General features: G+C 64.3%; 19 protein-coding genes. 14 read left to right on the plus strand and 5 right to left on the minus strand.

Going from position 1 to position 12,588, the window contains the following annotated elements; all coding sequences use genetic code 11:
* From EOA60_RS38115 to EOA60_RS00065, 14 genes are all read left to right on the plus strand, one after another.
* Window positions 1-198: hypothetical protein (locus EOA60_RS38115; RefSeq protein WP_206628089.1), on the plus strand; the 198-nt coding region annotated here is incomplete at its 5' end.
* A gap of 12 nt (window positions 199-210) precedes the next feature.
* Window positions 211-2,478 (plus strand): DNA cytosine methyltransferase, encoded by a 2,268-nt coding sequence (locus EOA60_RS00005; RefSeq protein ID WP_128310997.1) that lies wholly within the window; start codon window positions 211-213, stop codon window positions 2,476-2,478.
* A 73-nt stretch (window positions 2,479-2,551) separates the two neighbouring features.
* Window positions 2,552-2,737 (plus strand): hypothetical protein, encoded by a 186-nt coding sequence (locus EOA60_RS00010; RefSeq protein ID WP_127214664.1) that lies wholly within the window; start codon window positions 2,552-2,554, stop codon window positions 2,735-2,737.
* A 238-nt stretch (window positions 2,738-2,975) separates the two neighbouring features.
* Window positions 2,976-3,242, plus strand: a complete 267-nt coding sequence (locus EOA60_RS00015; RefSeq protein ID WP_127334925.1) for a hypothetical protein — start codon at window positions 2,976-2,978, stop codon at window positions 3,240-3,242.
* A complete protein-coding gene (locus EOA60_RS00020) occupies window positions 3,239-4,810 on the plus strand; it encodes a DUF4942 domain-containing protein (protein ID WP_127334926.1) in 1,572 nt (523 codons plus the stop codon). The genes EOA60_RS00015 and EOA60_RS00020 overlap by 4 nt, the downstream gene beginning before the upstream one ends.
* Before the next feature lie 65 nt (window positions 4,811-4,875).
* Window positions 4,876-5,232, plus strand: coding sequence for a hypothetical protein (locus EOA60_RS00025; RefSeq protein ID WP_066993672.1), 357 nt, complete (start codon window positions 4,876-4,878; stop codon window positions 5,230-5,232).
* Window positions 5,217-5,666, plus strand: coding sequence for a hypothetical protein (locus EOA60_RS00030; RefSeq protein WP_127334927.1), 450 nt, complete (start codon window positions 5,217-5,219; stop codon window positions 5,664-5,666). Before EOA60_RS00025 ends, EOA60_RS00030 begins: the two co-directional genes overlap by 16 nt.
* 106 nt (window positions 5,667-5,772) lie before the next feature.
* A complete protein-coding gene (locus EOA60_RS00035) occupies window positions 5,773-6,369 on the plus strand; it encodes a hypothetical protein (RefSeq protein ID WP_127334928.1) in 597 nt (198 codons plus the stop codon).
* Between the two features lie 291 nt (window positions 6,370-6,660).
* Complete coding sequence (locus EOA60_RS00040; RefSeq protein ID WP_127334929.1) at window positions 6,661-7,263, plus strand: DUF6011 domain-containing protein; 603 nt, start codon at window positions 6,661-6,663, stop codon at window positions 7,261-7,263.
* Between the two features lie 47 nt (window positions 7,264-7,310).
* Entirely contained in the window at window positions 7,311-7,811 is a 501-nt protein-coding gene (locus EOA60_RS00045) for a hypothetical protein (protein ID WP_127334930.1), read from the plus strand.
* Window positions 7,812-7,815: 4 nt separating this feature from the next.
* The gene (locus tag EOA60_RS00050) at window positions 7,816-8,328 is read left to right on the plus strand and encodes a hypothetical protein (RefSeq protein ID WP_127334931.1); all 513 of its coding nucleotides are present in this window, start codon (window positions 7,816-7,818) and stop codon (window positions 8,326-8,328) included.
* An 11-nt stretch (window positions 8,329-8,339) separates the two neighbouring features.
* Entirely contained in the window at window positions 8,340-8,618 is a 279-nt protein-coding gene (locus EOA60_RS00055; RefSeq protein WP_127334932.1) for a hypothetical protein, read from the plus strand.
* Window positions 8,611-8,940 (plus strand): hypothetical protein, encoded by a 330-nt coding sequence (locus EOA60_RS00060; RefSeq protein WP_127334933.1) that lies wholly within the window; start codon window positions 8,611-8,613, stop codon window positions 8,938-8,940. The genes EOA60_RS00055 and EOA60_RS00060 overlap by 8 nt, the downstream gene beginning before the upstream one ends.
* A 79-nt stretch (window positions 8,941-9,019) precedes the next feature.
* Window positions 9,020-9,874, plus strand: coding sequence for a ParB/RepB/Spo0J family partition protein (locus EOA60_RS00065; protein WP_127334934.1), 855 nt, complete (start codon window positions 9,020-9,022; stop codon window positions 9,872-9,874).
* 107 nt (window positions 9,875-9,981) lie between these two features.
* On the opposite strand, the gene EOA60_RS00070 is transcribed toward EOA60_RS00065, so the two are convergent.
* The 5 genes from EOA60_RS00070 to EOA60_RS00095 all read right to left on the minus strand — a co-directional run bounded on the left by EOA60_RS00070 (window position 9,982) and on the right by EOA60_RS00095 (window position 12,579).
* Complete coding sequence (locus EOA60_RS00070; RefSeq protein ID WP_127334935.1) at window positions 9,982-10,254, minus strand: hypothetical protein; 273 nt, start codon at window positions 10,252-10,254, stop codon at window positions 9,982-9,984.
* Entirely contained in the window at window positions 10,254-10,529 is a 276-nt protein-coding gene (locus EOA60_RS00075; protein WP_127334936.1) for a hypothetical protein, read from the minus strand. The genes EOA60_RS00070 and EOA60_RS00075 overlap by 1 nt, the downstream gene beginning before the upstream one ends.
* A gap of 131 nt (window positions 10,530-10,660) precedes the next feature.
* Window positions 10,661-11,125, minus strand: coding sequence for a hypothetical protein (locus EOA60_RS00085; protein WP_127334937.1), 465 nt, complete (start codon window positions 11,123-11,125; stop codon window positions 10,661-10,663).
* Between the two features lie 14 nt (window positions 11,126-11,139).
* On the minus strand, window positions 11,140-12,225 hold the full coding sequence (locus EOA60_RS00090) for an SAM-dependent methyltransferase (protein WP_127334938.1): 1,086 nt from the start codon (window positions 12,223-12,225) through the stop codon (window positions 11,140-11,142).
* Window positions 12,226-12,228: 3 nt separating this feature from the next.
* The gene (locus EOA60_RS00095) at window positions 12,229-12,579 is read right to left on the minus strand and encodes a hypothetical protein (protein ID WP_095783013.1); all 351 of its coding nucleotides are present in this window, start codon (window positions 12,577-12,579) and stop codon (window positions 12,229-12,231) included.
* Window positions 12,580-12,588: the final 9 nt, after the last annotated feature.

The following is a 12,588-nucleotide window of genomic DNA, read 5'->3' on the forward strand; positions in this document are numbered from 1 at the left end:
CTCCACAACCCGCCGTTCGGCCTCGCCTATTGGCAGGGCAACAAGCGGCACCCTGCCGACGACAGCCGGCTCCGTGAGGAGCGTCGCAAAGATCCCGCCTACCAGCCCGGCGGCTTCATCGCTGCTCTACCAGGTCTCCGTCCCCTCGGTGTCGCTTCCAGACAGGAAGCCTCCGGCCAATTCGCATTTGCCTTCTGAAAGGGCCATTCCTTGAACAATCTCACGACCACGGTCGAATTTCGACACTTCCACCTGTTCTGCGGCCTCGGCGGCGGGGCGAAGGGCTTCAACAAGGGGCACGCTCGAGTCGGCAGCCTGCAGGCCAATTGGCGCTGCATCGGCGGCGTCGACAATGACCCCGCCGCCATCCGGGATTTCAGCCGGGCCGCTGGCGTCCAAGGCCCCGTGCTCGATATGTTCAGCCGGGCGCAATATGTCGCCTTCAAGGGCCGTGAGCCGCCGGCGTCCTGGCGCGAAGCAACGCCTGAGGATATCAGGCGCGCGGCGCACGGCGAGCGGCCGCATGCCGTCTTCCTTTCAGCACCGTGCAAGGGCTTTTCCGGGCTGCTGCCAGAGGCCTCCAGCATCACCGACAAGTATCAGGCCCTCAACGAACTCACCCTTCGCGGCGTCTGGCTCATGCTGGAGGCGTGGAAAGACGATCCGGTTGAGCTGGTCGTGTTCGAGAACGTGCCGCGCATCGCCAAGCGCGGCCGCAAGCTGCTGGAAAAGATCATCGCCCTGTTCCGCGCCTACGGCTACGCGGTCCGCGAGACGACGCACGATTGCGGCGAGCTCGGCGGGCTCGGCCAGAGCCGCAAGCGCTTCCTCCTGGTCGCGCGGCATGAGGGCAAGGTGCCCCCGTTCCTCTATGAGCCCGAGAAGCGCAGGCTGCGCGGCGTCGGCGAAATCCTCGACCAGCTGCCGCGCCCTTGCGACCCGGCCGCCGGCCCCATGCACCGCATGCCGGCGCTACAATGGAAGACATGGGTCCGCCTCGCCTTTGTCGAGGCCGGCTCGGACTGGCGGTCGCTCAACAAGCTGGCCGTCGACAACGGCGTGTTGCGCGATTTCGGCATTCTGCCGGATGGTGGCTGGGAGCAGCGCGTTGGCGATCCGAACGTGCTCAACACGCGCGAAGGCACCGGCTTCCTCGGTGTGAACCGCTGGGATCAGCCAGCCGGCGTGATAACCGCCAATGGCAGACCGGGTGCCGGCAATTTCAGTGTTGCCGATCCAAGATCGCCGATTGAGTCCGATCGGGGCGCCTATGGCGTCGGCGGCTGGGATAATGCGGCCGCGACGATCACGTCGCAGCGCTCACCAGGTCAAGGCCGCTTCTCGGTCGCCGACCCTCGCGTCGATGGCCACGAGAAATCGGTCCAGCTTGGGGTGCGCAAGTGGGACCAGACGGCGGCCTGCGTCAAAGGCGACGTTTCGGTCGGCACCGGGCCTTATGCGGTCTCCGATCCGCGCATGGAGGGCAAGCCGCGCTTCAACAACACGTTCCGCATCGTGCCATGGGCCGGCGCCTCGCCGGCGGTCGCCGGTCCTGGCGGCCCACCGGGCGGTCTCGCTGTTGCCGATCCGCGCCCCTCGCAACGCGACGACTACAAGCAGACGAAATACCGCGTCACCAACCTCGACGAGGCAGCCGGCGCCGTGATCGGCGCGTCGACCACCGGCAACGGCGCGTTCGCGGTCGCGGACCCGAGCCTGAATTGGGGCGAAAACGCTCACGGCAGCAAGCTGCACGTCAAGGGATGGGACGATCCGGCGAACGTCGTTTCCGGTGCCAGGATTCTCTCAGGCGGCGGCGCCGTCGCGGACCCCAGGCCGGGCTACAGCGAGAACGCTCACCAGAACATTCTCGCAGTCACCGATTGGGAGGATTCGGCCAAGGTCATTTCCGGCGCGAAGCATGTCGCCGGCGGCGCGCTCAGCGTCGCCGACCCTCGCCCGGTCGGGCTCAACGCGAACCGGGAGAACTACAAGACAGGCGGACACTATGGCGTGGTGCCTTGGGACGGCACCGGCTACGCGGTGCCGGGCTTCGCGAAGTACGATCGCGGGCACTGGTCGGTGGCGGACCCGCACGGCGCGCCCGCAGAACCCCTTATCGAACTGCCGAAGCCCGAGGATCGTCTGGTCGCGGTGATCCGCGCCCTCGACAACACGTGGCACCGGCCCTTTACGACTCTGGAGCTGGCCGCGCTGCAGAGCCTCGTCGACCCCGACGAGTTGGACGGCTTCAAGCTGGACGGCGCATCGGACTCAGCTTGGCGCGAGCGGATCGGCAACGCCGTCCCGCCCCACGCCGCTGCAGCGATCGCCAGCGTGATGGCCACCACCCTGCTCCTGGCCATGACGGGCGAGACGTTCATGCTCAGCTCGCAACCGATCTGGGTCCGCAATGTTGCCGTCGCCCTCGCAGTCGACGACCGGGGCAATATCCCCCTGGAGGACATTTCTTTGTAACCTACTTGTAACCAGATTGGTTACAGGCTAAGTTATTGTGGTTACAAGGTTTTTCCCTACCACGGAGCCCCCCATGGACCTCAGCAACACCGAGAAGCAGATGCTTCTCGCCTCGCTCCTCGCCTGCACCCCCAGCGGCGGCGGCTCTGCGCCGTACACGCTCGCCCGCAAGCTCATGGCGGAATGGAAGATGCAGCCTTGCGAGGCAACCGTTGTCGCCTACCAGCAGCGCGCCGCCCGCGAACTCGCAGGGGTTTGAAATCATGCCCTACTGCGACGACTGCCTAACCCCTTTCCCCTTCGACGACAGCGAAAGCTGCCGCTGCCCTTCCTGCCGCGAGCGGCTGGCCGACCTCCAGGCCGCCGAAGCGGAGATGGAAGCCGACGCAACAGGAGAAGGAGGCGCGATGCACTGAGAGAGGCAAACAATCCCTTCGATAGGGCGGCGGGAGGAAGTCCCGTCGCCCACCAACCCCCTACCACAGAGACCAGAGACCATGACCGACAAGATGACTGAATACGAGTTCACCCTGCTCGACGGCAGCAAGCGCTACGAGTTCGTGAGCGAGCTTGGCGACGCGTTCGCTTTCCAGCGCATGCACAAGGCGCGATCCTTCAAGCCGGTGGACGCGGCCGACCCATGGGAGACCGCCGCCCGAGCCGCAGGTTGGGAACAGAGAGACAGCCATTTCACGCGCTGCGGTGTGTCGATTGCATACGTCGATTGGAAGACTCTTTGCATCGCAGAAGGGATCAGCCCATGAACGCGCTCATCCCGCGCAACACGATCGAGCAGATCGTCGCCTATCGGGACGCCGCGGTCGCGGCCTATCACGGGGCGTTCGCCTCAATGGAGCAAGCCGACTGGGAATTGAAGAAGGCGGCGGCGCTCTGGAAAGCGGCCGCCGGAGATCATGCCTGCTCTCGATACGGAGACCGCGACAACCGCGAGGTCAGGGCATTTTTCGAAGCCGTCGATTTGCCAGACGCCGAGCAGTGGAAGCGCACAGCAATCCGCCTGATCGATATCTCGTGCTGGCATTACCTGGTCCAGATGACCGACCTCGAGATCCTGATGGACAAGCAGGCCAAGGACGAGCTGCGCGACACTCTCAGGTGGGTGCCGGAGCGCTACGACCACCGGCACGGCGACGGAAAGGAACTGGTCAATCTCGACGAGATCATGGGGATCCCGCCGGTGACCGTCGACAACGTGTACGCCACGATCGACAAGTGGGCCGGCGAATCCGAAATGATCTTCCGCCGGGGCATCGCCACGGCGTTTTCCAAGCTCGATCGCCGTTTCCGTTCGCACGACGGCTTCAAGGTCGGCAGCCGCATGATCCTGCCCTATGCCTTCGACCGCGACCACGGCACCGTAACGTGGGGCGGAACATGGGAGACGGTGCGCGATATCGAGCGGACGTTCTCAATCCTCGACGGCAAGAAGCCGACCTACAACAGCATCGAGAACCAGGTGCGAGCCGAGCGCAGGGGCTTTCAGCCTCAGCAGTCCGAACATCACGGCGAGTATTTCAGGATCGTCGCCTACAAGAACGGCAACGCGCATCTCTGGTTCACGCGTGACGACCTGGTGGAAAGGGTCAACAAGATGCTCGCCGAATACTATGGCGAGGTGATCGGCGACGGCCAGACGCGCGAGCAGGACGATCTGTTCCGGAACCGCAAGACCACGCCGGCGAAGAACTTCGGCTTTTTCCCGACGCCTGACGAGGCGGCCGACGAGCTCTTGAAGGGCATTCCGATCATGCAGGCCAGCGATGCGCCGCGCCTTCGGATCCTCGAACCCAGCGCCGGCACCGGCAGCCTCGCGCGACGTTGCATCACCAGCCTAAACGACTTCTCCGGTCACTACGGCTACGACGACCCGGTGAAGCGCGAGAGATGGCGCGCCGAGTATCGCTTCGACAATATCGTCGATTGCGTCGAGCTGCAGCCTGCGCTGGCGGCCGCGCTCGAAGCGCAGCGCCTCTATCGCAAGGTCTACGCGACCGACTTCCTTGCGCTCCGCCCCTCAGTGACGGGAAAATACGATCGCATCATCATGAACCCGCCGTTCGACATGGAGCGCGACATCGACCATGTAGTGCACGCCCTGGACTTCCTGGAAGACGGCGGGTGCCTCGCTGCAATCATGTCGGCCGGCACCGAGTTTCGCGAAACTCGCAAGGCCATCGCTTTCCGGGCCTTGATCGAGAAGCTGAACGGCCAGTTCCGCGATCTGCCGCACGGATCCTTCGCCGAGGTCGGGACCTACGTGAACACCGTCACGGTCAAGCTATGGAAGGACGGCCGCAGAAATTACTTTTAGCTTGACCATATTGTAACCAAATTGGTTACATCATAGGATCGTTATCCCTACCACGGAGTCCAAAAGTGTTTCGCCCGTTACCAGAAGACGAGGAGGAGCGGCGGCGCCGGCTCCCCACCATCAGCCAGGCCCTCGACATGTGGTCGTCCTGGCATAGCGACTGGTCGCCCCTCGGCTGCACCGGGGATTACGCCCTGGACATGCGGCTCGCAGATGCATTCCGCAATCTGCTCTACCGGCCGGAGCTTCGCGACCGGCTTGACTGGATCGAGCGACAGCTACGCGAGCCCCGCCATCGTGCGGCCGACGACCGCTACCAGGCCGAGCTGATCAAGTGGTGGCTCGAATTGTTCGCCAGCGAGACGCTCCCCACCATCAACCAACGCCTCGAGGCACGAGAACTGCAATGCGCTTCATCCTGATCGATTCCACACTCCGGCGCGCCACCGACTACCAGACGCCGCGCCCTCTGGGGCACCAGCTCTTCTGCGAACTTCTTGAGAGCGACAGCCTCGACCGCGTGGAGTTGGCGCCGGGCCTGGACCTCTGGCTCTCAACCGGACCATGGCGAAGGACGTTCCAGTTTTTCCGCTCGGGCGCCGAGTTCGCGGGCAATGGGATCCTGGCAGGACGAACGCTGCTCGACGACGTCAAGAGCTTGCCGCGCGCCATCAGTTTCGAGACGGTGACGGCGTGGGTCAATTATCCCGAAGTGCGCTTCGAGGCGCCGCAGCCACGCCGAAAATATCAAAGGCCGACCGGGTTGCCCCTGATCGGCCCTCCTCTCCATCCCTACCACAGGACAGCGCCCGAAGGCGCTGGAGAGAACCCATACCTAATGCAGATGTACGGGTGAGGCAACGTACCAAAATGGTAACACACAGTGTCATTTTGGTTGCTTGAGAAATTCACCGGATTTACATTTGGACCTGTCCAAAGCCCTACCACCGAAAGAGACGAAGATGCGCATTTTCACCAGCTCCTGGTTCACCAAGCTGCCGCCCGAAATCCAGAAGATCGGGGTGTCCAGGGGAACGCCGCGAGGATATCCGGCGGGCTACCGCAAAATGCCCGAACTCGCCCCAGGCGAATGGTTCAAGACCGCCAGCGAGCGCGAGTACAAGCAGCTTTACTTCGAAGGCCTCGACAGGCTTAATCCCGGCCGGATCGTCGCCAAGATGGAAGACCTCTCGGGCGGCAGGGACGTCGCCCTGCTCTGCTACGAGGCCCCGACCGACAACCAGTATTGCCATCGCGCCTACATCTCGGTCTGGCTGAAAGAAAAGCTCCGGCTCGATGTGTTCGAACATGGCCTGGAGGCCGAGGGCTGCGGTTGGCATCATCCCAAGCTGCCGGCGCAATACCGCCTGCGTCAGCCACCGCAGCCCGTCCAGGTCGCGCCCTACCTCGGCGCCGAAGCGCCCGACCAGCAGGGCCGCGTCTGGAAGGTGATCGGCGTCAATCCGGAACACGTCGACCAGGCACTCGTGCAATGCGGTGACGACCAGCGCTCGATTTCCGGCGCCGTCCTGGAATCCCGGTTCAAGCCGGTGAACTGACTACCACCGAAGTCATTGAAATTATTGTTCTTTTTTGCCTGCACCCACTTGTAACCGATTTGGTTACAAGCTAAGTTATTGAAGTAACTTAGAATTCAGATCGGTGCAGCAGAAAGCCGTTTCCTTTCACCGCTGCAGCCTTCGCCGGAACTCCCCTTTCAGCAACGGGCCGGCGATTGGTGACTTCTCGTCAAACTGACCGGCCGAGTGAAATCGAACCGGGGACGGGCCAGGCCTAGCATAACCGCCGGAGCCGCACCGATCTGGGAAATCCCTACCACGGAGACCAGATTGAACCTCGAAATCGAAGCCCTGCGCCAGTCAGCTCCGAAGCTGCACGGCCGCGACGCGGAGTTCGCCGCTTCACTCCTGCACCAGTATGACAGCCGCTCGAGTCTCTCGGAACGGCAGTGGCCCTGGGTCGCTACCTTGACCCAGCGCGCACAGGCCGGCGAGCCCGCGGCGCCGAAGGCCAAGGTCGGCTCGATGGACGGCTTGATCGCGCTGTTCGACACGGCGATCGCCAACAAGCTCAAGCATCCGAAGATCCGCTTCGACATCAACGGCGAGACGGTCGTGCTCGCTCTCGCCGGTGAGCGCTCCGCCCACGCCGGCCAGATCAACGTGTCGTCGCCCGGATCGTTCGAGAGCCGCGACTGGTACGGCCGCATCGACCGCAAGGGCGAGTTCACCCGCTCGCGTCGGTCGCCCGGTCCTGACGGCCTGGTCACGGCTCTCACCGCTCTGGCCGAGAACCCCTCGAAGGCCGGCGCCGCCCACGGCAAGCGTACCGGCAATTGCTGTTTCTGCGCGACCGAGCTGACCGATCACCGCTCCATCGACGTCGGCTACGGGCCGGTGTGCGCCAAGCGCTGGGGACTGGCGTGGGGTTGATCCCCCGCGCCTTCCTCGAGATCCACCCCCTATCACGGAGAATGATCATGACCATCAACGTTACGCCGGCCGAGATGCTGGCTATCTGCAATGCTCTCGCCGCCTCGGGCAACCAGGCGCTGTCCGCCCGACTGGCCGAGGATGCCGAGATCGGCGAGCCGAAGACTGGCTTCGACGAAGCGATCGAGCAGGCGCTAGCGCGCCGGTCGCGCGACACTGTCAACCGCATCCGCGCCGAGCGCCGCATTGCCCGCGCCCTGGTGAAGGCCTGCCTCGACCGGGGCCACCTGATTTCCGTCAACGACGGCGAGGATTGGGTGGTGAAACGCTCCGACGACAAGGCGGCGATCATGCTGGCGCTGTTCTCGACCGACGAGGACGCCATCCATCTGCGGAGCCCGACCGGCGACAAACTCGGGTGGTTCCAGCTGATCTACGGCAATTCGGGCTACGATGTCGTGTCTGACCATTCCGATAACGCAATCTGCAGAGCGATCTGGGACGAGGTCATCATGCCGCTGGCCGAGAAGATCGAGGCGGAGGGCTGAGACCATGGCTGACGCGATCTTTATCAGCGTGGCCGCCAACGGCCATTCGACGCCCCACCTCGACCAGGTCTGCGTCTCGTTCTACGGCCCCAAGGGCGGCACGAGAGGCACCGAGACCATCACGCTCGAATCCGCGAAGAAGCTTCGTGACGAGCTGGTGGAAAAGATCCCCTTCGATCACGCCCGCGACACCGTCGACGATCTCACTCAGGCTCAGTCCTTCATTTCCGGCTTCGAGGGTGATCTGCTGCAGGTGGGTATTGCCGACATGCTCGCCGGCCTGCGCGCGGCGATCCGGCGTGAGCAGGCCGGGCCCGACTTGCTGGCCGCACTGCGGCTCTGCGTCATCCGCGACCCGACCCTGAAATACAACGCGATGGTGATGGAGGCGATCGCCAAGGCCAAGCCGCCGGCGCCAGAGGCCGCCACCAATCGCCCCGGCGATCAGGCCGCGATCTATGCCGAAGAGACCGGGGTCGACTACGCGACCGCGCTCGCTCGCTGCAATATGGACTGAGGAGAGCCACCATGACGATCGACATCACCACCACCGTCCATCTGTTCGTGGGCCATGTGAAGAACCCGCTCGACCTCGGCGAGCCGGAGTGGACCGGCACGCTGGGGGAGTTCTGGCAAAGCAACCAGGAAGCCTATCCGACCTGGGGCGACATCCGCCCGCTGCTCGACGAGCTGGACGAGTATCACCATGCCCATATCGGCGGCGGCGCCGGCGGCGACTTCACCATCTGCACGGCTTCGTTTCTCGCGGCCGCGCGTGCCAGGACGGAGGGCCAGGGCAATGGCTGACGTTCGGACCCCCGACGAGCTGATACAGGCGATCAAATCGCTGGCGCCGGGCTATTACACCGAGCGCGACGGCGGCGACTGGTATTCCGTGACGGCCTACCACGACCGAGTTGCCGAGGACTTTGCCCGGCGAGACGACGCGCGCCGCTGCATCCTCTGGCTTGCCGGTGAGCCGATGCCGGACGGCTGGCGCATCACAAGGGTCGGCAATCTCTCTTGCGATCTAGATTGTGGGCAGGGCTATCGAGCGACCATCTGGACGCGCTCGGTCGCGAAGGCATTTCCTGGTCGCGCTGCAGAACTGGTCGGCAACTTTTCTTAGTAACCCACTTGTAACCAGATCGGTTACAGGCTAAGTTCTTGATGTTGCTAAACAATTACCTACCACGGAGACCAAGACCATGAAGAAGCGCATCCCCCTGAACCTGGTGATCCCGAACCCCGACCAGCCGCGCAAGCATTTCGACCCGGTGAAGCTTCGCGAGCTGGCGGAATCGATCCGCGAGCGAGGCCTTATCCAGGCCATCACGGTCCGCCCCGTCGACGGCAAGTTCATGATCGTCGGCGGCGAGCGCCGCTGGCGCGCTCACCAGCTCATCGAGGCGGCCGACATTCTCTGCGAGGTCGTGAAGATCGACGACAATGAGATGGCGCTGCAGGCGATCGTGGAAAACCTCGCCCGGGCCGACATCAAGCCGCTGGAGGAAGCACGCGCCTTTCAGGCGATGATCGACCGCGGCTGGACGGTCGAGCAGCTGGCGAAGGATATCGGCGTCCAGCCGACGCGCATCAAGGCCCGCACGGCGCTCCTCAATCTCGACGAGACGATCCAGAAGCTGGTCGACAGTGGCGCCTTCCCGCTCGGCCACGCAAACGACCTGGTCGACCTCCCCACGGCCGATCAGATCAACATCGTGAGGCTGTTCTCCAGCGGCAAGCTGAAAGACTGGTCGAGCATCAAGGCAGCGGCGCAGGCGGTCCGCGACCGCATCGAGCAGGGCGGCATGTTCGACGACGAGAATAGGCCGGAGCCCTCGAAAGACGATATGGCCGCCGTGAGCCGGATGGAGAAGACGGTCGAGCGCATCATCGCCGCGATCGCCGGCGGCTTCAAGGACGGCGAGTGCATCGCCTTGAAGTCGGTTGACCCCAGCAAGGCCGACAAGTGGGCCGACACGCTGGCGGCGGCGTCGCGCTCCATCCGTTCGATGGAGTCGCAGCTGCGCCAGGCACATGCGCGCTCGATGCTGGTGTAGGAATCCGCGCCGCCGGCTCCGGCCGGCGGGTTGTGGTAGGGAGGGGCAGCGGATTGGTCTCCGCTGCCCCATTTTCTTGTCGAGTGTAGAGGCTCCGCCAGCGCGCGTCAGTCGCCGGCCTTCCCATCACACGCCCGATGGTCGCCGCGCTCGTCCTCGGCCGCCTCTGGCGGCGCAGCGTCCAATCTAGCGAGTTCCTTCTCCCGCAGTATGGCGCACCGCTCGCATTGCCCGGCGCCCGAATTTTCGATGAGCCATCCGGCCGGCGCGTCCTGGGATCCGCAGAGCGAGACGGCGAGCCCGAGACCGCGCCGGCGAAAGTAGTGTGTGGTGACGGCAGTCGGCGACTTGAGAGCCCAGCCCTCGCGAAATCCTGTCATCAGCGGTGCTCCACCGGAATCATCCGGCCCTTGCGAAAAATGCGCTCGGCCGCGTCGCGGGCCGTGGAGAGAGTTTCCCCGTCGCGCCTTAACCGGCCATTGAAGTAGGCCAACAAATGGTCGGTGACCGCCTTCTGCGCCTCCAGCTCGGTCGGGAACAGACGCGGCTTGCCGCCGTCCTCGAGCACCGGCTCAGCCTGCCCGTCCTCGGCAAAGCGCAGCATGGCGTAATGACCTCCCGCGACGGGGACAGTGAAGCCGGCGAAGTGATTCATGCTGCAGTCCTTTCGAAAATTTCGGGATCGGCTTCATCGGCGGGTGATCCTGGCATCGGGGCGGCGCTGGCGGATGCGAGCCACAGCGGCATCTCGGATCTCGGCTTCGGCCGAGCTGCGGTGGGCAGGCATCAACTCACCCACTCCGGCCGGCACTCCAGAATGTGCAGCCGCTTTTTCGTGATGCCGGCGTAGCGCCAGCCGGCTTGATAGAAGCAGTGGCCCCATGTGGGTCGCCCTGCGCTCCAGGTGGGCTCGACCTCGCGGGGATCGACAAAGGTGAATAGCCGCTCGCCCGGCCAGCGCTGCCAAACGATCGCCATTGCGGCGGCAAGCAGCTCGCTTGCGACTTCACCGGTCTCTCGACGGAAGATCGCGCAGTTGACGCCTTGCTGATTATCGAAGCGGTGCCGCTCGCGTCGCCAAGCCGAAACCGCGCCGGCGTCAGCCGTGAGCAAGACGAGCATTTCGCCCGGACCGACGAACAACGCAGGCTGCCGCCCGTCGGCGTAGCGATAGCGGGAATAGTGGCGGTGGAAGATGTCGCGCGCGGTGTCGTTGCCATCGAGCACCTCGATCCAACCCTCGCCGATCAAGAAGGGTTGGACGTTCACGGCTGGTAGTCTTTCCAGTCGACGCGATTGATGACCGTCGGCCCGGCATAGTCGCCGACGAGGTTCTGTTCCCAGACGAACCAGGCCAGGTTCATGCGGCTCGAGGCTTCGTTGCCGTCCCAGCCGTCGCGATGCATCATCGGCAGGCGCCGCGTGAAGACATGGATGCGCGCCGGCTTGCAATCGTCCATGGCGTAGTTGCGGTCGGGATCGTCGAAGCCGCAGAGGAAATTCAGGTTGAGCAACAGCGCCATCTTCGGCGGCCGGTGCACGCGCAGCGCATGCGCGACGAAAGCGTTGAGCACGCCGCCGTAGGGCGGGTTGGTGGCGATATCGTCACAATCGTCGCCTGCCTCGCTGGTGAGGAAATCCCGAACGTCCTGCAAGACGCCATGGCGATCGGCGGTGCCGTAGTCGACGAGGTCGGAAAGCGCGACGTCGTAGCCGGCCGCTTCCAGCATGCGCGAGATCGCGCCGCGACCGCATGCCGGTTCCTTGATGCGAGGGCCGAAGGTCTCCAGCGCCAGCAGCGTGTGCACCGCTTCCGGGCACGTCTCGTAGAGATTGTTGCCGCGCTCGGCCGCGCTGGCGGTGTCGGTGCCGATCGCCACGCGCAGATTCGCCCGGCTCGGCTCGAGTCCTTCCGCGACGCGCCCGGCGATCACCCGCTCGACAATGCCAGGATCCCGCCGCTCGGCATCGGCCAGCTTGCGAGCGTCGTGGATTTCCTTTCGGGTGAGCCCGGCTTCGGCTGCCGTGAAACCGTTTCCGTCTGGAACGGTTTTCGGCCTGCCGCCCTTCGAGGCCTCCCCTTTTTCCTGGGCGGCAGTCCATTCGGTGGCAATCGTGATCTTCGCGCGCGTTTCGATCAGCAGCGCGTCACCCTGGAGCCGGCGTGCCTTCCGGATCAGATGCTCGCCGGCATGGAAGCGGGTGGCGTAGCTGCCTGCCGCCTTCGCCTGGTCATAGGCGCCAGCGGCCAGCATGCGTGCCGATGCGACGTCGCCGTCGTCGAACAGCATCCGAGCTCGCTCGATGACATGAGCGAGTCCGGAATCGTCGAAGGGGACGACCGCCTCCATGGCTTATGCCATTTCAGACAGCTTGGCCCGCGCCGGATCGAGCACCTCGAGTGTCGTCCTGATCTGGTGGAGATCGGCGTCGGTCTCCTGGTAGCAATTGTCCCGCACCAGCTTCGCCTGGGCGATGACGCGCTCGTACTCGACCGTCGCGGCGGCCTTGGTCGCTTCAAGTTCGGTCTCCTTGGTGCGCAGCCGGTCGATGTGCCGTTTCAGCGACATACCGGTGGTGGCGATCATGTTGCGAACCGAGGGTTTCGGCTGGGAGGGATCTCGGGCCAGTTCCTGGGAGACGGCTTCCGAGAAGTCTTCGTCGACATCCAGCGGCTCGGTGCCGGCGGTTTGTAGAGTGTCCATTTCAGTTGA

The organism is Mesorhizobium sp. M1A.F.Ca.IN.020.06.1.1 (assembly GCF_004023265.1).
GTDB lineage: Bacteria > Pseudomonadota > Alphaproteobacteria > Rhizobiales > Rhizobiaceae > Mesorhizobium.

Bases quoted from the DNA above. Each gene is read 5' to 3' on its own strand.
- EOA60_RS00010 (WP_127214664.1), top strand. From the start codon at position 2,552: ATGGACCTCAGCAACACCGAGAAGCAGATGCTTCTCGCCTCGCTCCTC.
- EOA60_RS00015 (WP_127334925.1), top strand. From the start codon at position 2,976: ATGACCGACAAGATGACTGAATACGAGTTCACCCTGCTCGACGGCAGC.
- EOA60_RS00020 (WP_127334926.1), top strand. From the start codon at position 3,239: ATGAACGCGCTCATCCCGCGCAACACGATCGAGCAGATCGTCGCCTAT.
- EOA60_RS00030 (WP_127334927.1), top strand. From the start codon at position 5,217: ATGCGCTTCATCCTGATCGATTCCACACTCCGGCGCGCCACCGACTAC.
- EOA60_RS00035 (WP_127334928.1), top strand. From the start codon at position 5,773: ATGCGCATTTTCACCAGCTCCTGGTTCACCAAGCTGCCGCCCGAAATC.
- EOA60_RS00045 (WP_127334930.1), top strand. From the start codon at position 7,311: ATGACCATCAACGTTACGCCGGCCGAGATGCTGGCTATCTGCAATGCT.
- EOA60_RS00050 (WP_127334931.1), top strand. From the start codon at position 7,816: ATGGCTGACGCGATCTTTATCAGCGTGGCCGCCAACGGCCATTCGACG.
- EOA60_RS00055 (WP_127334932.1), top strand. From the start codon at position 8,340: ATGACGATCGACATCACCACCACCGTCCATCTGTTCGTGGGCCATGTG.
- EOA60_RS00060 (WP_127334933.1), top strand. From the start codon at position 8,611: ATGGCTGACGTTCGGACCCCCGACGAGCTGATACAGGCGATCAAATCG.
- EOA60_RS00065 (WP_127334934.1), top strand. From the start codon at position 9,020: ATGAAGAAGCGCATCCCCCTGAACCTGGTGATCCCGAACCCCGACCAG.
- EOA60_RS00070 (WP_127334935.1), bottom strand. From the start codon at position 10,254: ATGACAGGATTTCGCGAGGGCTGGGCTCTCAAGTCGCCGACTGCCGTC.
- EOA60_RS00075 (WP_127334936.1), bottom strand. From the start codon at position 10,529: ATGAATCACTTCGCCGGCTTCACTGTCCCCGTCGCGGGAGGTCATTAC.
- EOA60_RS00090 (WP_127334938.1), bottom strand. From the start codon at position 12,225: ATGGAGGCGGTCGTCCCCTTCGACGATTCCGGACTCGCTCATGTCATC.
- EOA60_RS00095 (WP_095783013.1), bottom strand. From the start codon at position 12,579: ATGGACACTCTACAAACCGCCGGCACCGAGCCGCTGGATGTCGACGAA.